The organism is Metamycoplasma hominis ATCC 23114 (assembly GCF_000085865.1).
Taxonomy (GTDB): domain Bacteria; phylum Bacillota_I; class Bacilli_A; order Mycoplasmatales; family Metamycoplasmataceae; genus Metamycoplasma; species Metamycoplasma hominis.
Window position 1 is genome coordinate 331,978 of the sequence record NC_013511.1, and the last position, 26,328, is coordinate 358,305.

Sequence of the window (26,328 nt, forward strand, 5' to 3'; positions counted from 1 at the left end):
GTAATTTAATTATTTATTTTTTTTAAATTGAAGAGTTTGATAAATAAAAATTCTCTCGAATAAATCAAGAGAATTTTTTATTATTTAATATTATTTAATTTTATCGTTAATTGCTTCTTTAATAACTTTTCTTCCTCTATAAAAACCGCAGTTTTCACATGCTTGGTGAGGAGTAATTAAATTCTTACATTGTGAACATTCAACTAATGTTGGAGCCACTAGAGCGTGGTGTGATCTTCTTAAATGTTTTCTTTGTTTTGAAGTTTTTCTTTTTGGTACTACTGCCATAATTTTCTCCTTTAAATAATCAAATTATACCAATTCGATTATTGCCATTTTAGCATTATCACCAGCACGATTGGCTAATTTTGTAATTCTTGTATATCCACCATTACGTTCAACGTATTTTGGTGCCACAACATCAAATAAATATTGTAATGAATTTTTATTTTTGTTTTCTGTTGCAATTAATCTTAAATATTTGGCTGCTTGTCTACGCGAAGCTAGGGTATTTTTCTTACCTAGAGTAATCATTTTTTCTGCATTTGAACGAATTCTTTTAGCACGTTCTAATGTGGTTGTTACTTTGCCATTAATCAATAAATCTGTTACAAGTGATCTTTCAACGTGGTCTCATCACTCAGTATTTCTACGAAATAGTTGTTTTGGATTTGCCATTGTTATTCTCCTTCTTCGTTAGCAGCATATTCTTTGTTAGAATCTTCATTATTTAATTGACTATCAAGTCATTCTCTACGACGGTCAATAATATCTTGTACTGATTTTTTACCCAAATTTTTAATATTTGAAAGTTCTTCATCGCTTAATTTCATTATTTCATCAACATTATTAAATCCAGCACGTCTTAAGGCATTCAATGAACGAATTGTCAAATTCAATTTATCAATAGAAACTGAAACTTTTGGAGTTTTTTCATGTTTTTCTTTTTGATCATCGAATAAATCAATTGTTCCTAATGCGTCAATGTTTCCAATGATTTGGAAATGAGCAACTATAATCTTTGCTGCTTCTTCCATAACGTTTTTAGCTTCAACAGTTCCATCGGTTTCAACTTTAATTTTTAATCTTTCTTCAATTATGTTAGAAGTAGAATTTAATTCTTCAAATAAAATCGCAACTTTTTTAATAGGACTGAAGTCACTATCCATTGCTAAAAATTGACCATTTTTGATTTTTGATTCTAATTTTGGACCATATTCTAGAATGGTCTTTTTATTGTCTTCAAATGAAACATAGCCTCTACCGGTTCTTAAATATAATTCAAATTCCAATGAACCATTTTTTGATATTGTTGCTATGTATTGATCTTTATTAACAATGTCAAGTCCAGGGATAGTTTCAATATCCGAAGCATGAACTTCCCCTTCTTTTGTTGATTTAAATGAAATTTTAGCTAAATTATCTTTTTCAAATAATTCTGGGTCATATGCAAAGCGAATTTTTCTTATGTTTGCAACTAATGTAATAGCATCTTCTCTTAATCCTTCAATTGCAGTAAATTCATGTTCAACATGACTAATTTTTATTGCAAATGGAGCAACAGAAGTAATTGAAGAAAGTAATGTTCTTCTTATTACAGTTCCTATTGTGTTACCATAACCACGCATTAGTGGTTCAATAACGAATGTTGTATTAAAATCTGATACTTTTTCTGCTACTAATTCTTTATATGTAATTTTTTGTATTTTCTTCATATTTATTCCTTAAAAAACAAAATAACAAATTATCCACGTTTAAGAATCTTTTTAGGAGGACGAGTTCCATTGTGAGGAGTAGGTGTTACATCCTTCACTTCTTTAACACTTAAACCACTTGTTTCTATTGATTTTCTAGCAGTTGATTTTCCAGGACCTACACCTTTAACTAAAATTGTAACTTCCTTTAAACCAAATTCTTTTGCTTTTTCAACTGCAGCAGCAGCAGCAAGTCCTGCTGCATATGGGGTTTTCTTCTTTGTGCCTTTGTATCCTATTGCACCAGAAGAACTTCAAGCAAAAACATTTCCTTTTAGATCTGAGAAAGAAACAATTGTGTTTTGGTAAGTTGAGTGAATATGTGCAATACCTTGAGTAATAACTTTTTTATTTTTCTTTGCCATTATTATTTACCTTTCTTTCCTGCTATTGTTTTTCTTGGACCTTTTCTTGTTCTTGCATTTTTCTTTGTAGATTGACCACGTACAGGTAATCCCTTACGGTGTCTAATACCACGATATGATTTAATTTCCATTAATCTTTTAATGTTTAGATTTATTTCTCTTCTTAAATCACCTTCAGTGGTGTATTTTTTAGCTTCATCTCTGATTCTAGTTAATTCTTCTTCGCTAAGATCTTTAACTCTTTTTTCGCCATCAACATTAGCATCTTTTAAAATTTCTTTTGCTAGTGAAACGCCAATACCAAAGATGTAAGTAAGTGAAATACGAACTTTTTTATTATTAGGAATTTCAATGTTTAAAACTCTGGCCATGTTTTATCCTTGTCTTTGTTTATGTTTTGGGTTAATGCAAATTACGCGATTAACACCATGTCTTTTAATTATCTTGCAATTATTGCAAATACGCTTAATAGAAGCTCTGACTTTCATATTTCTCCTTATTATTTGTGTCTAAAAACAATCCTACCTCTGCTCATATCATATGGACTAAGTTCAACGTCAACTAAATCTCCAGGGATCATTTTGATATTGTGAAGTGACATTTTACCTGAAATAGAAGCTTTAATTGTAAGTCCATTTTCTAATAAAACATCATAGTCTCTTGATGTGTGCATTTTAGTAATTTTGCCTGACATTTTGATTGCGTCTTTTGCCATTAAATATTGTCTCCTGAGAGTATATATGCTTGGTCATTGTCAATTAAAACTGTTTGTTCATAATGAGCAGTGTTATAACCAAGAGGATCATAAACTGTTCATCCGTTTCCCTTGACCAATACATTTTTAGATTTTTGTAAAATCATTGGTTCAATGCAAATTACCATACCATTTCTAATTAGCTGTCCAGTTCCTGGATAGCCATCGTTATAAACATATGGATCTTCATGCAACTTTCTGCCTATTCCGTGACCTGTATATTCATCTGGAGTAAAATATCCTCTATCACGAATTAAATTTCCTATGGCTGCAGAAATATCACCAATGTGTTTGCCAACTTTAATTGCATTAAAGCCGGCATAAAAAGCGTCTTTTGCGCAGGCAATTAATTTTTTGTCTGCTTCAGTTATGTTGCCAACTCCTTTTGTAAATGCTGAATCAGAATAATAGCCATCATAAATTGCTCCAGTGTCAATTTTGACTATATCTCCATCCTTTACAACATAATCACTAGGAATTCCGTGAATTAATTCATTATTAACAGAAATGCAACATGTATTAGGGAAACCATATTGTCCTAAGAATGCTGGTTTTCCACCCCTTTTTCTTATTTCTTTAAAAGCTACGCTATCAATTTCTTTTAAAGAAACGCCTGGTCTTATAAAGTCGTATAAAACAGTTTTCACTTCTGCCAGGATTTTACAAGCTTTTTTGATCTTTTCAATTTCAAATTGATTTTTTATTATGACCATTTTAAAGCCTCTTCTACATCATTATATACTTTATCAATTGTTTGATAACTATTTATCTTTAAAAGTATACCAAGTTCTTGATAAAAATTGATCAAACATTTAGTTTGTTCATTATATATTGATAAACGTTTCTTTATTACTTCTGGTTCGTCATCTGGTCTTTTTGTTACTTTTTCGTGGCATTTAATACACAAATCACCAGGTAATGGTGGAAATGATTGCAAATGATAAATGATTTTACAATTTAAACAAATTCTACGTTTTGAAAGACGGTCAATAATTTGTTTATCAGTAATTTCTAGTAAAATTACTTTATCAATTTTGATTCCAACATTTGCTAATGAAAGTAAAAACTTTGCTTGAGCTAATGTACGGGGATATCCGTCTAATATGAAGTGTTTATTTTCTCTTACTAATTCAGTTAATTTTTTTTCAACTAGTTGATTTGTTATACAATCATCAACATATGCTCCCGAATCTAAAATAGATTGTATTTTTAAGCCAAGGGGAGTTTGATTTTTAATTTCTTGTCTAAACATATCTCCAGTTGAAATCTGAACATAATCATTATTTTGCACCATTTTTGTTGCAATAGAGCCTTTACCAGCTCCTGGTGCGCCAAGCATAATTATATTAGGAAATTTTTTTGCGTGTTCGTTGTACACTTCTTGAGATTTTTCTATCATATTAAATCTTCTTCTTCCTCTCCATACATTTCTTTTAATTCTCTTATCATTTTTCTCTTTCTTGATAATTCTTGTGACTTGTAGCGGGCTTTAATTTGTTGAACAGTTTCATAAGCCGTTGAAACTAGTATCATTATGCTTGTACCGCCAAATGCTATTGAGGCTGGCATGCCTAGCATTTGTTGAATAAATTGTAAAGCGCCTAGCAACAATAAATATCCTGAAGAAAAGAATGATAAACGTAAAATTACATTCAATAAATAATCTTCTGTTTGTTCTCCGGGTCTAACGCCAGGAATAAAAGTACTATTTTTAGCAAAATCTTCACTAATTTTATCAATTCTCGATTGTTGGATTCCCATTAATATTGTTAATCCAAATGTAATTAAAATAAATAAAAAGAATCCAAGTGGTTGAGTAAATTGCAAATTGTTGTAAACTCATTGATAATACTTGCTTGTATTTGGATCAAATAAGTTTGCAATCATTGTTGGCACACTCAATATCATCATTGAGAAGATAACTGACATGATACCAGCAGGATTTGCTTTAATAGGTAAATAACTCAATTCCTTTTCGTTTTTAGAAAGACCCGCACCAACTTGTTGAATTGGAATATGTCTTTCTGCAATTGTAAATATTAAAACAATAAATATTACAAGTAAATAGCAAAAGATATATACTGCGTAATTTATTGCTTCTTGTAGAACTAAATTATTTTGTTGAGCTGATGGAACATAAAATTTAAATGCACTCTTGAATGAAGGAATTAAAGCACTTGCTATACCAACAAAGATTATTAAACTCGTTCCATTGCCAACGCCTCTATTAGTTATTTGTTCTGATAAGAACAATGAAAAGAATGAGCCAGCTACTAATATTGCAGGCAAAATGAAATATTGATATGCTACCATTCCACTTTGTCCAAATAATTTTTCTAATTTTGGTGAAAAAGTAATTCCAAATCCTTGACGAGGATTAACTAATGCTTTTGTTATCAAATATGCTTGAACTATTGCAAAAACAAAAGTAACTCCATAAGTAATGAAATTTATTTTAATCCGGCCTTGAGGACCAGATTGACTTAAACGGTGAATGGCCGGGAATGCTTTAGTTTGCAATATCATCATAACTAAACTAGATGATATAAACGGTCCTATTCCTAGCGCGACAACAGAGAATTGTCTTAATCCACCGCCACCTACTAAATTCAAAATCCCAAAGAAATCTCCTTGGGTTAATGAATCAGGGTTTGCTAAATTGACACCTGGAATTGTAATTGTTCCAGTGGCTAGAAAAAGAGTAATAATGAATAAGGTGAAAAGAATCTTTTTAAAAAGATTATGATTTTTTCATCATTCATTTCAAGTGTTTTTTTTATCAACTAAAAACTTATCTAGTGCTAATTTGCGCTCGATCTTTTCTTGACTAATCTCTTTTTCCAACTTAGTTTTTCTAGCCATTATTTAACCTCTATTTTTCCTCCGACTTTTTCAATAGCTTCAATAGCGGATTGTGAAAGTGTTGGAATTTGTACATTAAGTTTTTTAGTTAAAGAACCCTTAGCTAAAATTTTAACTGGTAATGTTCCTTTAATCAAGTTTCTTGCAGCAAGTGTTTCGTAAGAAACTACTTCACCATCTTGATATTTTGATTGTAAATCTGCTAGATTTACTACTTGGAATTCAACGTGATTTACATTGCTAAATCCACGTTTTGGAATTCTTCTAAATAGTGGCAATTGGCCACCTTCAAATCCTAGTCTTACTTTGCTTCTTTTTGTTTGACCACTTTGTCCTCTACCGGCTTGTTTTCCTTTTCCAGCGGCATGACCACGACCAACACGGTGTTTGTCTTTTCTTGCCCCTGGAGTTGGTTTTAAATTATGTAATTGCATAATCACTCCTTATTTTGATAATAGATGATTTACATCAATATCGCGTAATTTTGCGATTTCTTCAACAGTTCTAACTTTTTTAAGTGCCTTAATAGTAGCTTGGACAATGTTTTGTTTTGTTCTTGAACCATAAGTTTTTGTTGAAATGTCGGTGTAACCTGCTAATTCAACAACAGCACGAACGGTGTTTGAAGCAATGATTCCGGCACCTTTTGGAGCTGGACGTAATTGGATTCTTGATGCTAAGAATTTTTCTTGAATTTCATGAGGGATTGTTCCATTTGAAATTGGAACTGAGAAAACATTTTTTTGTGCATCTTTAACTGCTTTTTTAATTGCATCTTGGACTTCATTAGCTTTTCCATGTCCAAATCCAACTTTTCCTTTTTTGTCACCAACAACAACATAAGCTGAGAATGAAAATCTACGTCCACCCTTAACAACAGTTGTAACTCTTGCAATGTCAATAACTTTTTCTTCGAATTGTTTTGCTTGAGCTTGATTTGCTGAATGATCTTGATTACGATTTTGGAATTGTTTTGGTTTATTTTCGCTTGATTTTAGATCTTTTGAATTTGATCTTTCTCTTTTAAAAGAAACAACCTTTGTGCCTTCTGTTTTATTTTCTTTTAATTCAGGTTTTTCTGAATTTTTAATATTTTTTTCTACTTCAGCCATTAGAATTTAATCCCTTCTTCTCTTAGAGTATCAGCAAAAGCTGCTAATTTTCCGTGGTATATGTATCCTGAACGATCAAACACTATTGATTTTACATTGATTGCCAATAATTTTTTAGCAAAATCTTTTGCAACTAATTTAACTGCATCAATATTGTTTGCTTTATTTTCTAGTATTTGTGTTGATGAAGAAGCAATTGTGGTGTGCAATTCATCATTTACTGCTTGTGCATAAAATGCATGTAAAGATTTAAAAACAACAACTCTAGGAACTAATGCAGTTCCTTTTGACAATTTGTTAGTAATCTTTAAGTGTTTTGCTTTACGTTTTAAATTTCTTGATAACATAATTTATAACTCCTTAGGCTACTATTTAGCAGCTGTCTTTCCTTCCTTACGTCTAATAACTTCATCTTTATACATAATACCTTTTCCAGAATATGGACTTGGACGTCTTACATCACGAATATTTGCAGCAAATTCGCCAACAGCTTGTTTGTCAATTCCTGAAATAATAATATTGGTTGGTTTTGGTAATTCAATTTTTAGATTTGATGGAACTTCTAAATTTACAGCATGTGAATAACCAGCAATAATTTCAATTGTATTTCCCTTTAAGGTGGCTTTGTAACCTACACCTTTAATTTCAATTTCTTTTTTGTAACCACTTGAAACACCTATTAACATATTTTTAATGTTTGCATTTGTTGTTCCGTGTAATTGTTTTGTAGATTTTTCTTCGTTAGATCTCAATGTCTTAATTTCGTTGTTTTCAACAACTACTGAAATTAATGGTGAGAATGTATAACTCAATTCTCCTAATTTGCCTTTTACTTCGATATGGTTTTTATCTAATTTAACTTCAACATCTTTTGGTATTTCTAAAACTCTTTTTCCAATTCTAGACATAATTACTTCTTTTTAAGTTTATTATCAAATGAAGGCGATAACTTCGCCACCAACATTAGCCTTACGAGCTTCTTTATCTGTTAATAAACCTTTTGATGTTGAAATAATAGCTGTTCCATATCCACTTAAAACTCTAGGCAATTTTTCAGCAGATGAATATACTTTTAAGCCAGGTTTTGAAACTTTTTTAAGACCAGAAATTGCTGATTGATTTTGATTCATACCTTTGTATTTTAAAGTAACTTTTATTTCTTTAAAATTGGTTTTTTCGTTTTTTACAACTTCAAAATCAACAATATATCCTTCTCTTTTAATAATTTCTAAAATTTTTGCTTTCTTGTTTGAATGTGGCAATACAACTTCATGATATTTACGAGAAATTGCATTTTTAATACGTACAAACATATCTGCAACTGGATCTATAATAATAGCCATAATTATCAGCTCGCTTTCTTAACACCAGGAAGTTTTCCTTCATGTGCTAATTTTCTAAAACAAATTCTACAAATTTTATATTTACGCAATACAGCGTGAACACGGCCACAAAGTTGGCAACGAGTATATTTTCTAACCTTAAATTTAGGTTGGCGTTCGGCTTTAACCTTTAATGATGTTCTTGCCATAATATCTCCTAATTATTGCCCTTTGCAAAAGGGATTCCTAAGTGTTTTAATAATGCAAATGCTTCTTTATTGCTTTTTGCAGTTGTTACAAGAATAACATCCATACCTTTTAATTTACGGATTTTATCAAATGAAATTTCAGGGAAAATAATTTCTTCTTTAATGCCGATAGCATAATTTCCACGGCCGTCAAAGCTTTTTAGTGATGTTCCATTGAAGTCACGTACACGAGGTAAAGCAACATTAATTAATTTTGTTAAAAATGATCACATCTTTTCTCTTCTTAGTGTAACTTTCCCCCCCATTGGCATTCCTTCACGTAATTTTCATGAAGCCAATGATTTCTTAGCGGTTGTTTGATATGGTTTTTGACCTGTAATTTGAGCAAGTTCAACCATAACTTCTTCGATTGCCTTTGAGTTTGAAACTTCGTTACCGGCAGTCATGTTAATAACGATTTTTTCTAGTTTAGGAGCTTGCATTACACTGGTGTAACCAAATTCTTTAACTAGCGCGAAACGAATTTCGTCTAAATATTTTTGTTCTAATGCTAATTTAATTTGTTTTGCCATATATTTGCTCCTTTCTAGATAGTCTTGTTAATTTTCTTCATCACTCTTTGTTTTTTGTTGGTTTTAGGATCAACTTTTCAACCAATTTTTGAACCGATTGATTTTTGACCTTGAGCACCTTTTTTAACCAAATAAGCAACGTTTGAAATATGAATTGGGTATTCTTTCTTTTCAATTTTTCCATCATTATTTTCTTGTGATGGTCTGTGGTGTTTAGTTTTAATGTTTACGCCTTTTAAAACAACAGTTTGTTCTTTTTGATTTGTTGATAAAACAGCAGCAAATTTTCCTTTGTCTTTACCAGCAATAATTAATACCATGTCATTTTTTCTAATTTTAGCTTGAGCCATATTATAAAACCTCCGGAGCTAATGAAACAATCTTTAAAAAACCTTTTTCACGTAATTCTCTTGCTACTGGACCAAATACCCGAGTTCCTCTTAATGAGTTATCTTCCTTAATTAATACAACAGCATTGTCATCAAATCTTATATGAGAACCATTTTCACGCATTAAACCACGTTTTGTTCTAACTATAACTGCTTTAACAACTTGGCCTTCTTTTACAATTCCGTTTGGAATAGCTTTTTTAATAGTTACAACAACAATATCACCAATGTTGGTTGATCTAACAATTGATCCACCTAGGTTTTTAATAATCATAACTTCTTTTGCGCCTGAATTGTCAGCAACGTTACATCTTGAAAATTCACTAAGCATTTTCTGCTCCTTCAATTGCGTGTGATTTGATTTCTACTAGTCTAAAGTGTTTGGTTTTTGATAAAGGTCTTGTTTCTTGAATTTTAACAATGTCACCAACTTTAGCTAAATTTTGTTCATCATGAACTGCAAATTTCTTTGATTTTTTAAAACGTTTTGAATAAAGAGGGTGTTTTTCGTAAATTTCTACAACAACAGTAATTGTTTTTTGGTTTTTAGTTGATACAACTGTTCCAACTAAAGTTTTACGACGGTTTTCTCTAACTGTAGTTTCCATTATTTATTCCCTTCTAAAGTTTTTGCTTTAATTGCTGTTAAAGTTCTTGCGATATCTTTTTTAACTAATTGGATTTTGTGGGTTTCGTCTAATTGTCTTGTAGCATTTTTGAAACGTAATGAGAATAGTTCTGCTCTTAAATCAGCAACCAACTTATTTAGTTCGTCAAGTGATTTTTCTTTTAATTCTGCAAATGTCATAGTAATTATTCTCCTTCAACTTCATTAGTTTTAGTTTCTAAAGATTGTTCTTTTGAAATAACTTTTCAAGTTACAGGTAGTTTGTGACCACCTAATCTCAATGCTTCCTTCATGGTATCAACTGTATTGCCTAAAACTTCAAACATTACTGTTCCTTCTTTTACGACTGCAAATCATTGATCTGGGCTACCCTTACCAGATCCCATACGAACACCAATAGGTTTACTAGTTTTTGACATGTGAGGGAATATTTTAATAATAACTTTTCCTTCACGTCCCATATGTCTAGTAATAGCAATACGGGCTGCTTCGATTTGTCTTGCACTAATTCATGCTGATGAAGTTGATTTTAAACCAAATTCGCCAAATGCAACTGTATTATTACGGTGTGCAACAACTTTGTCGTGGCGGATACGGAACATTTTTCTATGTTTAGTTCTTTTTGGTTGAAGCATGTCTTTCACCGCCTTTTTTAGATTCTCTTTTACGTGGAGCTTCTTTTACTTCTGCTTCACTTGTTTTAGGTGATAAAATTTCGCCTAATGAAACTCATACTTTAACTCCTAAGATACCGTATGTTGTTAAGGCTGTTGTTACAGCATAATCAACATCTTGTCTTAAAGTATGTAATTTCATTTCACCTTCAGTATATCCTTCTGTTCTAGCCATATCAACGCCATTTAGACGTCCAGCTACTGAAGTTTTAATACCTTTTGCGCCAGCTTTTAATGCTGCTTTAATTGCAAATTTTTGTGCTAGTCTAAAACTACCACGATTTTCTAATTTAATTGCAATTCCTTCTGCTAGCAATCTAGCATTTAAATCAGGATTTTTTAATTCAATTACCTCAATAGTAATGTCAGCTTGTTTTTTAGCAATAACCTTTTTTAATTGTGCTGTTAAGGCTTTGACATTTTCGCCATTTGTTCCAAGGAATGCTGCAGGTTTTGCAGTGTGAATATAAACAATAGTATGTCCTGCTTGATCACGTTTAATTTGTACTTTACCAATTAAATATTCACGAACTTTTTTGTCAAAGAAATCATAAATTTTTTGATCTTCTAATAAATAAGTTGCAAATTTATCTTTATCTGCATATCAAGTTGTGTTATGAGATTTTGTAATTCCATAACGAAATCCATTTGGATTAACTTTTTGACCCATTATTTATCTCCTTTTTTGTTGATTTCTTCAACATTATTGATTTCTGTTAATTCAATAAAGAAATGACTTGTTCTTTTTAAAATTGCATAAGCACGTCCACGTGAGTGAGGTTGGAATCTTTTTAGTGTAGGTCCATCATTTACTAAAATGGTAGTTACATAAAGTTTAGTTGCATCAAGTCCAGCATTATTTGTTGCATTAGCAATTGCTGAATTTAGAAGTTTTAGAATAATTTCTGACGCTTTTTTGTGTGTATGTTTTAGAATAACTATTGCTTGAGTTGCTGATTTATATCTAATTAAATCTGCTACTAATCTTGCTTTACGTGGTGAAATTCTTTGCATGCGAACTGATGCATGTGCTGAATTTTGTAAAATTTCTTTAGCCATATTCTATTTCTTTCCTTTATCTGCACCATGACCATTGAAGGTTCTTGTTGGAGCAAATTCACCTAGTTTGTGTCCTACCATATCATTTGTAACAAATACATCAATAAATGCATGTCCATTGTGAACTTGGAAGGTTAAACCGATAAATTCTGGATAAATTGTTGAGCGTCTTGATCATGTTTTAATTGGACGTTTTGGTGATTTATTTTCAATAATAGCCAAAACTTTTTTCATTAAATGATCATCAACAAAGGGAGCTTTTTTTAATGAACGAGCCATTATTTAGTTTCCTTTCTTCTTCTAATAATAAATTGATTTGATGCTTTTTTAGTTGCACGAGTTTTAACACCAAGTGCTCTTTTTCCTCATGGAGTCATAGGACTCTTTCTACCAATAGGTTGTCTACCTTCACCACCACCATGTGGGTGATCATTAGGGTTCATAGCTGAACCACGAACTGTTGGTCTAATTCCTCTTAAACGGTTACGTCCTGCCTTACCAATATTAACAAGTGAGTGTTCTTCGTTTCCTACTTCACCAACTGTTGCACGATTAATTGCTAAAACTTTTCTAACTTCGCCTGATTTTAATCTTAGAATTACATAACGACCTGATTCATCTTTACCTAAGATTTGTGCTGATGATCCAGCTGATCTAGCAATGATTCCACCTTGTCTTGGTTGTAATTCAATATTGTGAACAAATGTACCTTCAGGAATGTTGGCTAATGGCAAATGGTTACCAACTTGAATGTCAACATTATCACCTGACAAAATAACTTGTCCAATTTTAATACCTTTAGGGCTTAAAATATATCTTTTTTCACCATCTCTATAAACAACTAATGAAATATTAGCTGAACGATTAGGGTCATATTCAATAGTTTTTACAGTAGCTGGGATTCCATCTTTTTGACGTTTAAAATCAATGATACGATAGAATCTTTTCAATCTACCACCTTGATGACGGGTAGTGATTTTACCTTGATTGTTTCTTCCTGCTTTTGTTGGAAGAGCAACAAGCAATGATTTTTCAGGAGCATGTCCTGTTAAATTTGCTTGATAATCAAGAGAAGACATATTACGACGGCCATTGGTATATGCTTTAAATTTTTTAATAGCCATGTTGTTTTCTCCGTTCTTAAAAATATTGTTATCTTTTAAGAAAATATTAATTATTTTTTTAATTTAGTTTCATCTTATATTTATGCAAGATTAACTATTTGTTTTCAGCAGCTTTTTTAGCTTCAGCTGCTTTAATTTTTTCTGCTGCTTTTAATTCTGCAGCGGTAGGTTCAGCAGGTTTTTCTTCTTTAACTTCTTTTTCTGCTGTTGCTTTTTCAGCTTCTTTGTTAGCTTTCTTTAATTCTTCAGCAAATAGAATAATTTTTGAATCTTTTGCTAAATATACAGTTGCTTTTTTAACTGAATTTTTAAAACCTGAGAAACGTCCTAATTTAGCAGGTTTTTTATCGTAATTAGTAATGTTAACTTTTAATACTTTTACATCAAAAATAAATTCAACTGCTTTTTTAACTTCGATTTTGTTTGTTCTTTTATCAACTACAAATGTATAAACGTTTTTATTTTCACGTGATAATTCACTTTTTTCTGTTAAAAGTGGGTATTTAATAACTTCATTTATATTCATTATTTAACCAATCCTTCTAAGTATTTAACATCATCTGAACTAATAACTAAAACATCTGCTGCCAATAAAGATTCAACTGATAAACTAGTTACTTTTGTTACAGTTACATTTGGTAAGTTTCTTGCTGATAAGAACACTGTTTCATTATTTGAAACTAATAAAACCTTGTTTAGACTAGCAATTTTATCTTCGTTTAATTTAATTAATAATTCACGAGTTGAAATTTTTGATAAAGAATATTCTTTTACTAAAACAGCATGGTCTTTTGCTAATAAAGTTAATGCTGATAATAAAGCGTTTCTTCTTGTTTTTTTGTTGATTTTTAGATTGTAGTTTCTTTCAGTTGTTGGGCCGAATACCTTACCACCACCAACAAATATAGGTGATCTTAGTGATCCAGCACGAGCATTACCAGTATGTTTTTGATCTCATGGTTTCTTACCACTTCCACTAACTTCTCCACGAGTTTTAGTTTTGTGAGTAGCAAGTCTTCTTGAGCCACGTTCTGATAAAATTGCATCAAAAATTGCTTGGTTATAAATTTTTTCTAAACCAAATACTGATTTAGGAAGATTTTCACTTGAAAATTCAACGTGTTCTTCATTATCTTTTTTAACTGATATTTTTGATGGTTTTTTAGGAAGAGTTTTTTCTACTAGATTTTCTTTTTCTAAGTAGTCGATTGCTTCTTCATTTTTAACTTTTTCGCCAGTTACTTTTTCTAAAATTAATTTAGCTTTTTCTAATCCAACTGATCCGCGGTAAGCACCATCACGGTGGAATCATACTCTAGTATTGTTTTTTGATTTTTCAGAAAGTTCAATGAATTCTGTTAATGCTTCTGAAAAATTTTCAAAATTCTTGAATGATTTTTGGTTAGCCTTTTTTAAATTAAATGAAATATTACGATTTTCATCAAATTTTTCAGAAATGTAGAATTTTTCTAATGTTACATTTTTTGTTGCCATTATTTATTTTCTCCTTCTTCTCCGGCCTTAGCAATTGCTTCATCCAAAGCAGCTTTCATTTCTTTTAATGACATATCCATGTTTAATTCAAGATTGTATTTTTTAGCTTGAGTAAAGATTTCATTTTTAGCCAAAGCTTCTTTTAGATTCAATAATTTAATAACTGGTTTATTCTTAATTGATTTCTTAGCAGTTTTAATGATTAAGAATGCTCCTTTAGCACCAGGAACTGATCCCTTGATCAATAAAATATTGTTTTCTGCATCTTCTTTAACAACTTCTAGGTTTTGAACAGTTACTTGTTCAGCTCCTAAATGTCCTGGCATGGTCATACCTTTTCAAACCCTATTTCCAGAAATATCTCCTAGAGAACCGGTTTGTCTTACAGGTTGTGAACCACCACCACCACCGTGTGATTTAGGGCCAATATGTTGATTTCATCTCTTGATGGTACCCGCAAATCCTTTACCTTTAGAAATAGCTGTTACGTCAACAACTTCTCCAGCGGTAAATAATGAAGCATCTACAGTATCACCTAATGAAAATCCTGACATATCACGGATTTCTTTTACGAAGCGCTTAGGTGTTGTATTTGCTTGTTTAAAGTAATTAACTTCAGGTTTAATGATTCTTGAAGATTTTTTATCTTCTGTTGCTAATTGAAGAGCAACATAACCATTTTTTTCTGATGTTAAAACCTTAGTAACAACATTTGGTTTAACTTCTACTACTGTCACAGGTATTAATTTACCTTCTGAAGTAAATAGTTGAGTCATCCCAACTTTTCTTCCTAAGATTCCTTTCATGATTATCCTTTCAAATTTATTAATTTATTAAATATATATATACTATATTTATAAATAAAAAATAATTACTGTTATTGATTAACAGTTTTTAAACTTATTTGTACACCAGCAGATAAATCTAATCTCTTAGCCTTATCAACTAATGATTCAGAAACTTTATCTAAAACGATTAAACGTTTATGAGTTCTGCTTTCAAATTGTTCACGAGACTTCTTGTTAACGTGAACAGATCTTAAGATGGTAATAATTTCTTTATGTGTTGGTAAAGGAATTGGACCACTAATAGTTGCTTTTTCAGCTTGAGCTAATAAAACTATTTTTTTAGCAGCTTCATCTACTAAGTGGGCATCAAAAGATTTAATTTTGACTTCTAGTTTCATATTTGTTCTCCTTCTTCGTAATTCGAAGTAACTCCACACAAGTTCTCAATATGCGAGATGAACAACTAAGCTCGGCATATCGTAACCTCGTGTTTCTTCGTTGTAGTTGCAAAAGAATTATAACAAAATTTTTATTTTTTAAAAAAATAATTTTTTTTGATGAAAAAAAACATGCTTTTTACTTTTGATTTCATTAAAAAATTGGTAATAAATAATGATTATCTTATACTAAAAAATATAGATATTAAAAAGCAATATAAATAATTAATAAAGATAAATATAAAGACATTAATGAAATCAAAAAACCAAATGGATATTTAGATTTAAATAATAAAGAACATTGACAAAAATTGTTTTTAGACAATGTTTTAAAAAAATGAAATTCAGCGTTTAATGTAAATGTTGATTTAGAAGAATTTTAACTTATATTAGGTGTTTAAAACACCACAACTTATTTTTAATTTTAAATGATAAAAAAAAACAAGCAATTTGATTTTCAAATTGTTAGTTTTCTATTTATTTTTTTAATTTTTAAAATTAATCCTATTAATCAGCATCTGAAAGATCTAAGTAGATATATCCTTCCGATTCTTTACCCATTAAATTGTTTTTAATCATATCTGGACAAAGAATTTGTATGTAAATACAAGGCATATTCTTTTCTTCACCTTTTTTTAAAAATTCAATTAAAAGTTTGTGACCTCAAGGCATAAGATTTTCAGGAATTTTTATATCAAAATATTTTTTAATGTCATTATCTTCCATAAAATATGTATAAGCAATTCTTTCTTGACTTTTTAACATTTCAATAGTGTCGTATTTTTTAGTTTCATCAATTGCTTTATTAACAATTTCAATTAAGGCTTTGGCTCCTTTGTTGGCTACAAATTTTTTGCCTTCTTTGGAAAGTTCAAATGAAAATTGTGTTGTTATTTCTGAAATTTGAGAAGCGGATAATAGCTTTCTTTGAAAAATTCTATGAAGTCTATTAGGTTGTTCGGGATCTGTATCATCAGTATTTTCATTATTTGTATCTTTATTGTCATCTTTCTTGTCGCTAGTATCGGTGGTACCGGTATTTGTGCTATCTGTATTTTTGTCATTAGTATCTGTGGTGTCAACACTAGAATTACCTATATTCTTATTATCAGTATCAGTAGTACCAGTATTTGTGCTATTTGTATTTTTATCATTAGTATCTGTAGTGCCACTATTATCTATATCAATAGTGTTATTACTTGTATCTAAGGTATTATTAATTGTGGTAGTTTCCTTGCAAGATATGCTTAAAAGAGGTAATAACGACACAGCCGGAAAAATAAAACTTAATAAAATATTTTTTTTCATATTCCCTTCACCTTTTAATAACTATGATTATACAACAATACGGCAAAATATATTAGTCAAAAAAATTTTAAATTTGAGCAAAATAATGTTTATATTTCTTTACATTTAGTAAAATTTAATTACTAGATAACAATATTTTGTTTTTTAGTTTAAATTTCAAATAATAAAATAATAATAAAAATTAAATCAAGGAGAAATATGATTTCTAAAATTTATGATGATAAAAAATATCTTGAAAAAATGGATAAATGATTTAGAGCTGCTAATTATTTAGGCGTATGTCAAATGTATTTAAGAGACAATCCTTTGCTAAAAAAGCCTTTAACATCAAATGATATTAAACTATATCCTATTGGACACTGAGGAACAGTTCCTGGACAAAACTTTATTTATACACATTTAAATAGAGTAATTAAGAAATATGACTTAAATATGTTTTATATTGAAGGCCCAGGACATGGTGGACAAGTTATGATTTCAAACTCTTATCTTGATGGATCTTATTCAGAAATATATCCTGAAATATCTCAAGATGAAGCTGGACTTGCAAAAATGTTCAAAAGATTCTCATTCCCTGGTGGAACTGCAAGCCATGCAGCACCTGAAACACCTGGATCAATTCATGAAGGTGGTGAATTAGGATATTCTATAAGCCATGGAACAGGAGCAATATTAGATAACCCTGATGTTATTTGCGCAGCTGTTGTTGGCGATGGTGAAGCAGAAACAGGCCCACTAGCAACTAGCTGATTCTCAAATGCTTTTATTAACCCTGTAAATGATGGAGCAATACTTCCTATATTACATTTGAATGGTGGAAAAATTTCAAACCCTACACTTCTTTCAAGAAAACCAAAAGAAGAAATTAAAAAATACTTCGAAGGTTTAGGCTGAAATCCAATTTTCGTTGAATGAAGCGAAGATAAAAGCAATCTTGACATGCATGAATTAATGGCAAAATCATTAGATAAAGCTATTGAATCAATTAAAGAAATTCAAGCAGAAGCAAGAAAAAAACCAGCCGAAGAAGCAACAAGACCAACTTGACCTATGATTGTTTTAAGAACCCCTAAGGGATGAACTGGACCAAAGCAATGAAACAATGAAGCTATTGAAGGAAGCTTTAGAGCTCACCAAGTTCCTATTCCTGTTTCAGCATTCAAGATGGAAAAAATTGCTGACTTAGAAAAATGATTAAAATCATATAAACCAGAAGAATTATTTGATGAAAATGGAACTATAATAAAAGAAATTAGAGATCTTGCACCAGAAGGTCTAAAGAGAATGGCTGTTAATCCAATTACAAATGGCGGAATCGATAGCAAACCTTTAAAATTACAAGATTGAAAAAAATATGCTTTAAAAATTGACTATCCTGGAGAAATAAAAGCCCAAGATATGGCAGAAATGGCAAAATTTGCCGCTGATATAATGAAAGATAACCCTTCATCATTTAGAGTATTTGGACCCGATGAAACTAAATCAAATCGTATGTTTGCATTATTCAATGTAACAAATAGACAATGACTAGAACCAGTTTCTAAGAAATACGATGAATGAATTTCACCTGCAGGTAGAATTATTGACTCGCAATTAAGTGAACACCAATGTGAAGGTTTCCTAGAAGGTTACGTATTAACCGGAAGACATGGTTTCTTTGCATCATATGAAGCATTTTTAAGAGTTGTTGATTCAATGCTTACTCAACATATGAAATGAATTAAGAAAGCTTCAGAATTATCATGAAGAAAAACCTACCCTTCATTAAATATTATTGCAACTTCAAACGCTTTCCAACAAGACCACAATGGTTACACTCACCAAGACCCAGGACTTTTAGGACACTTAGCTGATAAAAGACCAGAAATTATTAGAGAATACTTACCAGCTGATACAAACAGTTTACTAGCAGTAATGAATAAAGCCTTAACTGAAAGAAATGTAATTAACTTAATTGTTGCTTCAAAACAACCAAGAGAACAATTCTTTACAGTTGAAGATGCTGAAGAATTACTAGAAAAAGGTTATAAAGTTGTTCCTTGAGCTTCAAATATTTCAGAAAATGAAGAACCAGATATCGTATTTGCTTCAAGTGGTGTTGAACCAAACATTGAATCATTGGCTGCTATTTCACTAATTAACCAAGAATATCCACATCTAAAAATAAGATATGTTTATGTTCTTGACTTATTAAAATTGAGATCTAGAAAAATAGATCCAAGAGGAATTAGCGATGAAGAATTTGATAAGGTATTTACTAAAAATAAACCTATCATATTTGCTTTCCATGGATTTGAAGGATTATTAAGAGACATCTTCTTTACAAGATCTAACCACAATTTAATTGCACACGGATATCGTGAAAACGGTGATATTACAACATCATTCGATATTAGACAATTAAGTGAAATGGATAGATATCATATTGCTAAAGATGCAGCAGAAGCAGTATATGGAAAAGATGCAAAAGCATTTATGAATAAATTAGACCAAAAACTAGAATATCATAGAAACTACATTGATGAATATGGATATGATATGCCAGAAGTTGTTGAATGAAAATGAAAGAACATAAACAAAGAAAATTAATTTTAGTTTAAATAATTTCTTATATTTATGGTAAAATTGACTAAGTTAATTAACGAAAAATAACATAGGAGTACACATGCAAAAAGATATTCACCCAAAATACAACCAAATTAAAGCTGTTTGCTCATCATGCAATTCAACAATAGAATTTGGTTCAACTGCTGATAAAGTTACTTTAGATGTTTGCTCTAATTGTCATGCTTTCTACACAGGAAACCGTACAGATGTTAAAGCTCGTGGACGTGTTGAAAGATTTAATAAGATATTAGAAAAATCACATAAAAAGAACTAATTAATTAGCATTAATAAATAGGCGAAATGCCTATTTTTTTATTATGTGCAATAATGCATACCAACTGCATAACCAATGTTTTCATTGCTATTGTCTCATTTCATTGAAATATTCCCGGCTTTTACTTCTCCTTTATTTGCATTTAAAGTCTTAGCCAAGCCTATTGAAGTTCCAATAATTCCGACAGTGCTTGTTACTACAGACAAAATAGTTGAAATTAAAGCAGTAATTGCAAAACCTCCTACAATATTTTTTGTTTCTTCTTCGCTCATTAGTTTGAAATTTATATTCATTTTTATTTCTCCCTTCAATTTCAAATATAACAAATATTCCATTATGTTGAATGTATTGAAGAAAAAATAGCGAAAAGTAGCAATCTTTTTCGCTATTAGTAATTTAAAATTGTTATGCCCTCGCTATTTGCTGATATTGCTAATAAATCTAAAAACATTGCATATTTAATCTCGTTGGGTCTTCAACAAATGTTATATTCATTCTTTATCACTATTTTCTTTAGTAATACTTATTTCTTATTTGATAAGCAAAAATTTAAAGTCAATACTATTTTTTTATACACTAATATTTAGAATTATTAATTCCTCAATAATTATTATTGTATTGACATTGATAAATAACTTTGTAAACTATTTTGTAGCCTTTGCAGTATATTCATTACTAATATTAATTGGATTATTTGTAAACGAAAAATTAATTTAAAAATTAAGCAAGTTAAAGAACAAAAAAATACAGTTTAAAATTCTGTGAATAAAAAATTAGACTCATATAACTTAAGGGTTGAGAGTCTAATTTTAATTTTTAAATTTGTATTTTTATTATTATTTTGTTGAATCAAAAGTATTTTCACTATCAACGTTTTTATCATTAGTTAGTTGTTTTTCTTTATTTTTATTTTGTTTATTATGAAAGCATAAACCTATTATTATTGCAGAAATTATTGTTCCAATTCCTCCACAAATTAAAAATGAATCTGCGAAATTGAATGTTCCTTTATCAATTCATGGAAAATATATAATATCTCTTACACCTTGAAATTGAAATCTATCATACATATTTCCAAGCGAACCTGCTGCTGTAACTGCTAGTCCTGCAACTACAAAAATATATCAATGATTTTTAAAAAATAAACTACCAATGAAAGTTGCAAAAATTATAATAAAACTTATTATGTGTAATCCAACGTTGCCTAATCCTAATTCCAAAGTTGTTCCAGCATGGAATACAGTTCTATATCATAAAAATGCATGTGCTCCGGGTTGACCAAATGAATAAATAGCTTCAGAATCTCTATAATCTGCCGGAATATAATAATTTCTTTTAGTTAATAAATCAATTAAAGCAAATATTATAAATATTCCTATATAAACAGAAGCATTTATTAAAGCATTTTTTCATTGGCTCTTCCAATATTCTTTAGTAAAAATGGAAATTTTTTTATTTTGCATCAATTACATCCTTGCATCTTAAACAAATTTGCAATTCATCATCATAATCTGAATCTTCAAAATGGTTTCAACATCTCAAACATTTTTTGGTTTCTAATTCTCTTACTTCAATGGTATTGCCAAACGTTACCTTTGCCACCATTAACAATCTATTTAATGGTAATGATTTTATAAAATCTGAATCGCTTTTTATTACTACTCATGCTTCATTTGGTCTCTTTATTGCTTGCGATTTAATTTTTTCTTCAATTAATTTGTATACTTCATCTTTTATTTCGAAGAATTCTTTTCATTGATCTTGTAATTTAAAATCGAAATCTTTTCTTTCTAAAAATGGCAATAGATGAACAGATGGCAACTTGTTAGGTTTATTGTAATATTTATAAATTTCTTCGGTTGTAGTTGGCAATATTGGGGCAAGAGCTTTTAATAAGACCTCAATAATGTTACTAAAAACATATTGAACCATTCTACGTTCAGGGTCATCTTGTTTTTCAAGATATAAAATATCTTTGGTTATAGAAATATAGTAACTACTTAAATCAATAACAAAATTATTAATATCTTTAATAACATTGACAAATCTATATTGTTCGTAATTCAATAATATATTTGCTTCCAGATTATGCAATTTTTCTAACATTAAAGCATGAATTGAAGTTGGCGTAATTTCTTTAAAATCAAAGTCACTAATTCCACCAAGCATGAACTTAATTGTATTTCTAACTTTACGATAAATTTCAGTATTTTGGTTTAATATCTTGTCGTCAATTGTAACATCAGCAGTATATTCAGAATTTGCTGCTCAAAGTCTTAAAATATCTGCTCCATATTTATCAATCACAGCTAAAGGATCAACAACATTGCCTTTTGATTTTGACATTTTTTGACCTTTGCCATCTAAAACAAACCCATGAGAAACCAAAGCTTTAAATGGACTAGTATTTCTTCATGCCACTGAGTTAATTAATGAACTATTGAATCAACCACGATATTGATCTGAACCTTCTAAATAAAGATCAAATGGAGCTTTTATTCCGCCTGGTTCAACACTTATTGAAGTTGAGCCCGAGTCAAATCAAACATCCATAATGTCTGTTTCTTTTTTAAGACCTAAATTTCTAAATTTTTCTGGCAATAGTTCATCAGCTGTTCATTCGTATCAAACATCGCTACCATGTTCTTTAACTAAATTAATTACATGTTCAAAAATTTCATCATCTAGAACAGGATTTTTGTTTTTATCATAAAAAATAATTATTGGAACTCCCCAAGATCTTTGACGAGAAATGCATCAACTTTCACGATTTTCCAACATTAGACTTAAACGTTTTTTGCTTCATTCATTGAATGTTTTAACTTCACTTAAAGCCTTAATGATTTGTTGTTTTATTGGTTTTAATGAAACAAATCATTGTGGTGTTGCTCTATACATAATTGGTAAATGAGTTCTTCAATCGTGAGGATATGAGTGTTTAATTTTCTTAAACGCAATTAATTGATTATTTTCTGCTAAAAATTTGCCAATTAAAGGATTTGCATCATCGTAAAAAACACCGCTATATTCAAAGCCTTTATCATTGATTGTTCCATCATCGTTTATGTGCATAATCATTTCTAGGTTTTCTTTTTTGCCGATAATAAAGTCATCTTCACCAAATAATGGAGCAATGTGAACTAAGCCAGTACCAGTATCTAAACTAACATGATGACCAAAAACAACTGGCCCCACTAATGGGGTTATAGGATTTTTATATTTAATTCCTAAAAATTCTTTACCTTTGAATGTTGATAGAACTTGATATTCTTCTCATTTAGCAACTGCAGCAACTGATTCAACTAAATCTTTTGCAATTATATATTTATTGTCATTTACTAACACTTTTGCATATTCGAATTGATCGTTAATTGCAACGCCAGAGTTAGCCAACAATGTTCATGGAGTCGTTGTTCAAATAATTAAATAATCTCCATTTTCAACGTATTTGTTTCCTTCGATCACTTTGAATGCAACATATAGAGAAGGTGAAATGTGATCAGCATATTCGACTTCTGCTTCAGCGAGTGCAGATTGAGAAGAAGGTGATCAATAAACTGGTTTTAAATCACGATAAATTAAGCCTTCTTTAACCATTTTAGCAAAAAGTTCTAATTGTTTAAATTCTAAGTTTTTATCCAATGTCACATAAATTTCTGAAAAGTCTGTCAATAAACTTAATTTTTTAAATTGAGCCTTTTGATGTTCAACTTGACTTAAAGCATATTCTGCTGCCTTTTTTCTTAATTCAATAACACTAAAATCTTTAGCATTCTTTTTAGCTTCTAGCAACATTTTATGTTCAATGGGCAAACCATGTGTATCTCAGCCCGGAACATATGGCGAATAATATCCTTGCATACTTCTAAATCTTACAATTATATCTTTTAGAATTTTGTTTAGAGCGTGTCCAACATGAATATTGCCATTTGCATATGGCGGACCGTCATGTAATACAAATGATTGACTGTTCTTATTTCTATTTAAAATAGTTTGATACAACTTAATATCTAGCCATTGTTTTTGATATTCCAATTCTTTTTCAACTAAATTTGCTTTCATTGGAAAATCAGTATTTGGCATCAATAACGTGTCTTTATAATCTTTCTTTTCTTCCATTATTAACAAGCCTTTCTTTTTCTATTTAATTATGAAATTTAAAATTTTAAAATCTTTATATATTACTTTAACTATTTCATGACCTTGTAATCATTTTGCAACATTGTCTAGTTTTTTTGCATTTTCAATAATTTCTTCATTGCTTCAATTTGGCAATATTTCAATTTGAGAACGAACTTTTCCGTTAATTTGAATACCAATTTGTATATTTTTAATAATTATCTTGGTTTCATCAGCATAAGGTCAAGTTTGATATTGAATTGGTTTTTCATTCAACATAAACAAAAGTTCTTCAGCTAAAAATGGCGCAAATGGACTTAATAAAATAGCAAATTGTTTTAAAACAAATGATGATGGAATAGTTTTTAATGATGTTAAGTAATTAGTAAATACCATCATTTTGCTTATTGCAATATTAAACTTAGTTTTTTCAATATTTTCGCTAACTTCTAAAATCAATTTATTAATGTTGCTTATCAATTCATTATTGCTATTGTTTATATCAATATTTCCTTTGACAAAATATTCAAATATATTGTAGATTTTTTCAATCCATCTTCTTATGCCATTTAATGAATCTGTACTTCAAGATTTTGATTCCACCAAAGGCCCCATAAACATTTCATAAACTCTTAAACTATCCGCTCCATGAGATAAAATAAAATCATCAGGATTTATAACGTTACCTAGAGATTTAGACATTTTTTGACCATCAGGCCCCATAATTAATCCTTGGTTTATTAGCTTTGTAAATGGTTCTTTTGTGTTAACAATACCCAAATCAAATAAAAATCTATGTCAAAACCTTGCATACAATAAATGCAAAACAGCATGTTCTTGTCCACCAATATACAAATCAACCGGCATTCATTCTTCAAAACGCTTTTTTGCTTCCGATGAATTTAGTGGAGTATATGAGCCGTCTGGGTTTTTTAATATATAAGCCAAATAATATCAACTTGAGCCAGCCCATTGTGGCATAACATTTGTGTCATGATGATATTTTTTACCATTAATTTCAACATTCATTCAACTTTCAACATTTGCCAGTGGACCAGAGGTTGTACCTGATGGTTTTATGTTTTTTATCTTTGGCAATTCAACTAATTCTTTTACTAGATAAATATTATTTTCCTCATCAAATAAAACAGGAAATGGTTCTCCCCAATATCTTTGCCTTGAAAAAATTCAATCGCGTAATTTATAACTTACTTTTTCATCTGCCAAATTATTTGCTTTTAATTCATTAAAAATACATTTTACTGCGCCTGCATTGTCTAAACCATTTGCAATATCTGAATTGATATGAATACCATCTCCTAAAAATGGTAATTCATCACATTCAATAATTTTTTTAATCCTTAAATCAAATTTTTTAGCAAATTCATAATCTCTTTGATCATGACCAGGCACGCACATTACTGCCCCACTTCCATATGACATCAAAACATAATCAGAAACTCAAATAGGAATTAATTCATTAGTCAATGGATGAATTGCATACGAACCAGTAAAATATCCTGTTTTGTCTTTATTTAAAGATGTTCTTTCCAATTCATTTTTTAATTTAACTTCTTTTAAATAGTTAGAAATATCATCATGATATTTTGCGGTAGTTATTTTTTGAAGAAGTGGGTGTTCGGGAGAAATTACTATTGCAGTTACACCATAGATAGTATCCAATCTAGTAGTAAATGTTGAGAGTTGCAATTTTTGTTGTTCACTTGAACTAATATTTCATTTGACAATATGTCCTTTACTTCTTCCAATTCAATTTCTTTGCAATTGTTTTAAACTTTCAGGTCAATCTAAATCTTCTAGGCCTTCAAGTAATTTATCTGCATAGGCTGTTATTTTTAACACTCATTGTTTCATAGGCTTTTTAACGACAGGAAAATTACCCCGTTCGCTAACTTTAATACCGTTTTTTTCTAAAATTTCTTCATTAGCTAAAACAGTACCTAGCCCTTCGCATCAATTAACATCAATTTCTTCAATTGAAGCCAATCCTTGTTTGTACATTTCTTTGAATATTCATTGAGTTCAAATATAAAATTTAGGATCAGTAGTATTTACTTCCTTGTCATAATCATAAGAAAATCCCATTGCTTGCAATTGTCTTCTAAAATTAGCAATATTTTTTAATGTAAAAGGTTCAGGATCATTTCCTGTTTTTATTGCATATTGTTCAGCGGGTAAGCCAAAAGCATCTCAGCCAATAGGATGTAACACATCAAAACCATTTAGGCGTTTATATCTAGCAATAATATCAGTAGCGGTATAACCTTCTAAATGCCCAACGTGCAATCCCATTCCCGAAGGGTAAGGAAACATGTCAAGTATATAGGCTTTTTTGTTGCTATTATTTCCTGTGGCAAACGATTTATTTTCGGCTCAAAATTTTCTTCATTTTTGTTCTATTTCATTGTGCTTATACATAATATTTAAATTTTACATTAATATTAATTAAAAAAATA

The 26,328-nt window shown here is 30.0% G+C and carries 37 protein-coding genes; 2 read left to right on the forward strand and 35 right to left on the reverse strand.

What is annotated here, in order from left to right:
• Positions 1-90: 90 nt before the first annotated feature.
• From rpmF to MHO_RS01695, 31 genes are all read right to left on the reverse strand, one after another.
• Positions 91-288, reverse strand: a complete 198-nt coding sequence (rpmF, locus tag MHO_RS01545) for a 50S ribosomal protein L32 (RefSeq protein ID WP_012855546.1) — start codon at positions 286-288, stop codon at positions 91-93.
• Between the two features lie 24 nt (positions 289-312).
• A complete protein-coding gene (rplQ, locus tag MHO_RS01550) occupies positions 313-678 on the reverse strand; it encodes a 50S ribosomal protein L17 (RefSeq protein ID WP_012855547.1) in 366 nt (121 codons plus the stop codon).
• Between the two features lie 2 nt (positions 679-680).
• Positions 681-1,715, reverse strand: coding sequence for a DNA-directed RNA polymerase subunit alpha (locus tag MHO_RS01555; protein WP_012855548.1), 1,035 nt, complete (start codon positions 1,713-1,715; stop codon positions 681-683).
• Between the two features lie 29 nt (positions 1,716-1,744).
• On the reverse strand, positions 1,745-2,119 hold the full coding sequence (rpsK, locus tag MHO_RS01560; RefSeq protein WP_012855549.1) for a 30S ribosomal protein S11: 375 nt from the start codon (positions 2,117-2,119) through the stop codon (positions 1,745-1,747).
• Between the two features lie 2 nt (positions 2,120-2,121).
• Entirely contained in the window at positions 2,122-2,490 is a 369-nt protein-coding gene (gene rpsM, locus MHO_RS01565) for a 30S ribosomal protein S13 (RefSeq protein ID WP_012855550.1), read from the reverse strand.
• A 3-nt stretch (positions 2,491-2,493) separates the two neighbouring features.
• Complete coding sequence (gene rpmJ / locus MHO_RS01570; protein WP_012855551.1) at positions 2,494-2,607, reverse strand: 50S ribosomal protein L36; 114 nt, start codon at positions 2,605-2,607, stop codon at positions 2,494-2,496.
• 11 nt (positions 2,608-2,618) lie between these two features.
• Positions 2,619-2,834: a translation initiation factor IF-1 gene (gene infA, locus MHO_RS01575; RefSeq protein WP_012855552.1), complete on the reverse strand. Its 216-nt coding sequence runs from the start codon at positions 2,832-2,834 to the stop codon at positions 2,619-2,621.
• Positions 2,834-3,586 carry a type I methionyl aminopeptidase gene (gene map / locus MHO_RS01580; protein WP_012855553.1) on the reverse strand — a complete coding sequence of 251 codons (753 nt, stop codon included), beginning with the start codon at positions 3,584-3,586 and terminating at the stop codon, positions 2,834-2,836. The genes infA and map overlap by 1 nt, the downstream gene beginning before the upstream one ends.
• Entirely contained in the window at positions 3,577-4,272 is a 696-nt protein-coding gene (locus MHO_RS01585; RefSeq protein ID WP_012855554.1) for an adenylate kinase, read from the reverse strand. Before MHO_RS01585 ends, map begins: the two co-directional genes overlap by 10 nt.
• A complete protein-coding gene (secY, locus tag MHO_RS01590) occupies positions 4,266-5,735 on the reverse strand; it encodes a preprotein translocase subunit SecY (protein ID WP_012855555.1) in 1,470 nt (489 codons plus the stop codon). The genes MHO_RS01585 and secY overlap by 7 nt, the downstream gene beginning before the upstream one ends.
• Positions 5,735-6,169 carry a 50S ribosomal protein L15 gene (gene rplO, locus MHO_RS01595; protein ID WP_012855556.1) on the reverse strand — a complete coding sequence of 145 codons (435 nt, stop codon included), beginning with the start codon at positions 6,167-6,169 and terminating at the stop codon, positions 5,735-5,737. The genes secY and rplO overlap by 1 nt, the downstream gene beginning before the upstream one ends.
• Positions 6,170-6,178: 9 nt before the next feature.
• Complete coding sequence (gene rpsE, locus MHO_RS01600; RefSeq protein WP_012855557.1) at positions 6,179-6,847, reverse strand: 30S ribosomal protein S5; 669 nt, start codon at positions 6,845-6,847, stop codon at positions 6,179-6,181.
• Positions 6,847-7,194 (reverse strand): 50S ribosomal protein L18, encoded by a 348-nt coding sequence (gene rplR / locus MHO_RS01605; protein WP_012855558.1) that lies wholly within the window; start codon positions 7,192-7,194, stop codon positions 6,847-6,849. Before rplR ends, rpsE begins: the two co-directional genes overlap by 1 nt.
• Before the next feature lie 21 nt (positions 7,195-7,215).
• Positions 7,216-7,755: a 50S ribosomal protein L6 gene (gene rplF, locus MHO_RS01610; RefSeq protein ID WP_012855559.1), complete on the reverse strand. Its 540-nt coding sequence runs from the start codon at positions 7,753-7,755 to the stop codon at positions 7,216-7,218.
• A gap of 21 nt (positions 7,756-7,776) precedes the next feature.
• A complete protein-coding gene (rpsH, locus tag MHO_RS01615; protein ID WP_012855560.1) occupies positions 7,777-8,190 on the reverse strand; it encodes a 30S ribosomal protein S8 in 414 nt (137 codons plus the stop codon).
• 2 nt (positions 8,191-8,192) lie between these two features.
• Positions 8,193-8,378 (reverse strand): type Z 30S ribosomal protein S14, encoded by a 186-nt coding sequence (locus MHO_RS01620; RefSeq protein WP_012855561.1) that lies wholly within the window; start codon positions 8,376-8,378, stop codon positions 8,193-8,195.
• A gap of 8 nt (positions 8,379-8,386) precedes the next feature.
• A complete protein-coding gene (gene rplE, locus MHO_RS01625) occupies positions 8,387-8,950 on the reverse strand; it encodes a 50S ribosomal protein L5 (protein WP_012855562.1) in 564 nt (187 codons plus the stop codon).
• Between the two features lie 14 nt (positions 8,951-8,964).
• The gene (rplX, locus tag MHO_RS01630) at positions 8,965-9,300 is read right to left on the reverse strand and encodes a 50S ribosomal protein L24 (protein WP_012855563.1); all 336 of its coding nucleotides are present in this window, start codon (positions 9,298-9,300) and stop codon (positions 8,965-8,967) included.
• Between the two features lies 1 nt (position 9,301).
• The gene (gene rplN / locus MHO_RS01635) at positions 9,302-9,670 is read right to left on the reverse strand and encodes a 50S ribosomal protein L14 (RefSeq protein WP_012855564.1); all 369 of its coding nucleotides are present in this window, start codon (positions 9,668-9,670) and stop codon (positions 9,302-9,304) included.
• Complete coding sequence (gene rpsQ, locus MHO_RS01640; RefSeq protein WP_012855565.1) at positions 9,663-9,947, reverse strand: 30S ribosomal protein S17; 285 nt, start codon at positions 9,945-9,947, stop codon at positions 9,663-9,665. Before rpsQ ends, rplN begins: the two co-directional genes overlap by 8 nt.
• Entirely contained in the window at positions 9,947-10,147 is a 201-nt protein-coding gene (gene rpmC / locus MHO_RS01645) for a 50S ribosomal protein L29 (protein ID WP_012855566.1), read from the reverse strand. Before rpmC ends, rpsQ begins: the two co-directional genes overlap by 1 nt.
• Positions 10,148-10,152: 5 nt before the next feature.
• Positions 10,153-10,602, reverse strand: coding sequence for a 50S ribosomal protein L16 (rplP, locus tag MHO_RS01650; RefSeq protein ID WP_012855567.1), 450 nt, complete (start codon positions 10,600-10,602; stop codon positions 10,153-10,155).
• On the reverse strand, positions 10,580-11,311 hold the full coding sequence (gene rpsC, locus MHO_RS01655) for a 30S ribosomal protein S3 (protein ID WP_012855568.1): 732 nt from the start codon (positions 11,309-11,311) through the stop codon (positions 10,580-10,582). Before rpsC ends, rplP begins: the two co-directional genes overlap by 23 nt.
• Entirely contained in the window at positions 11,311-11,700 is a 390-nt protein-coding gene (gene rplV, locus MHO_RS01660; RefSeq protein WP_012855569.1) for a 50S ribosomal protein L22, read from the reverse strand. The genes rpsC and rplV overlap by 1 nt, the downstream gene beginning before the upstream one ends.
• 3 nt (positions 11,701-11,703) lie before the next feature.
• A complete protein-coding gene (gene rpsS, locus MHO_RS01665; RefSeq protein WP_012855570.1) occupies positions 11,704-11,979 on the reverse strand; it encodes a 30S ribosomal protein S19 in 276 nt (91 codons plus the stop codon).
• The gene (gene rplB / locus MHO_RS01670) at positions 11,979-12,824 is read right to left on the reverse strand and encodes a 50S ribosomal protein L2 (RefSeq protein WP_012855571.1); all 846 of its coding nucleotides are present in this window, start codon (positions 12,822-12,824) and stop codon (positions 11,979-11,981) included. Before rplB ends, rpsS begins: the two co-directional genes overlap by 1 nt.
• A 94-nt stretch (positions 12,825-12,918) precedes the next feature.
• On the reverse strand, positions 12,919-13,350 hold the full coding sequence (gene rplW, locus MHO_RS01675; protein WP_012855572.1) for a 50S ribosomal protein L23: 432 nt from the start codon (positions 13,348-13,350) through the stop codon (positions 12,919-12,921).
• Positions 13,350-14,318 (reverse strand): 50S ribosomal protein L4, encoded by a 969-nt coding sequence (gene rplD, locus MHO_RS01680; protein ID WP_012855573.1) that lies wholly within the window; start codon positions 14,316-14,318, stop codon positions 13,350-13,352. Before rplD ends, rplW begins: the two co-directional genes overlap by 1 nt.
• On the reverse strand, positions 14,318-15,124 hold the full coding sequence (rplC, locus tag MHO_RS05500; protein ID WP_012855574.1) for a 50S ribosomal protein L3: 807 nt from the start codon (positions 15,122-15,124) through the stop codon (positions 14,318-14,320). Before rplC ends, rplD begins: the two co-directional genes overlap by 1 nt.
• A gap of 71 nt (positions 15,125-15,195) precedes the next feature.
• Positions 15,196-15,504, reverse strand: a complete 309-nt coding sequence (gene rpsJ / locus MHO_RS01690; RefSeq protein WP_012855575.1) for a 30S ribosomal protein S10 — start codon at positions 15,502-15,504, stop codon at positions 15,196-15,198.
• A gap of 546 nt (positions 15,505-16,050) precedes the next feature.
• The gene (locus MHO_RS01695) at positions 16,051-16,851 is read right to left on the reverse strand and encodes a type 2 periplasmic-binding domain-containing protein (protein WP_012855576.1); all 801 of its coding nucleotides are present in this window, start codon (positions 16,849-16,851) and stop codon (positions 16,051-16,053) included.
• A gap of 198 nt (positions 16,852-17,049) precedes the next feature.
• Between MHO_RS01695 and MHO_RS01700 the strand changes: the two genes are divergently transcribed.
• The gene (locus MHO_RS01700; protein ID WP_012855577.1) at positions 17,050-19,440 is read left to right on the forward strand and encodes a phosphoketolase family protein; all 2,391 of its coding nucleotides are present in this window, start codon (positions 17,050-17,052) and stop codon (positions 19,438-19,440) included.
• A gap of 76 nt (positions 19,441-19,516) precedes the next feature.
• Entirely contained in the window at positions 19,517-19,732 is a 216-nt protein-coding gene (rpmE, locus tag MHO_RS01705; RefSeq protein ID WP_012855578.1) for a 50S ribosomal protein L31, read from the forward strand.
• Positions 19,733-19,773: 41 nt separating this feature from the next.
• Here rpmE and MHO_RS01710 read toward each other — a convergent pair whose 3' ends face one another.
• The 4 genes from MHO_RS01710 to leuS form a co-directional block, all read right to left on the reverse strand.
• Entirely contained in the window at positions 19,774-20,025 is a 252-nt protein-coding gene (locus MHO_RS01710) for a hypothetical protein (protein ID WP_036439179.1), read from the reverse strand.
• A gap of 543 nt (positions 20,026-20,568) precedes the next feature.
• Positions 20,569-21,195, reverse strand: coding sequence for a signal peptidase II (locus tag MHO_RS05505; protein ID WP_012855580.1), 627 nt, complete (start codon positions 21,193-21,195; stop codon positions 20,569-20,571).
• Positions 21,185-23,851 (reverse strand): isoleucine--tRNA ligase, encoded by a 2,667-nt coding sequence (ileS, locus tag MHO_RS05510; protein WP_012855581.1) that lies wholly within the window; start codon positions 23,849-23,851, stop codon positions 21,185-21,187. Before ileS ends, MHO_RS05505 begins: the two co-directional genes overlap by 11 nt.
• 21 nt (positions 23,852-23,872) lie before the next feature.
• The gene (leuS, locus tag MHO_RS01725) at positions 23,873-26,290 is read right to left on the reverse strand and encodes a leucine--tRNA ligase (protein WP_012855582.1); all 2,418 of its coding nucleotides are present in this window, start codon (positions 26,288-26,290) and stop codon (positions 23,873-23,875) included.
• Positions 26,291-26,328 lie beyond the last annotated feature (38 nt).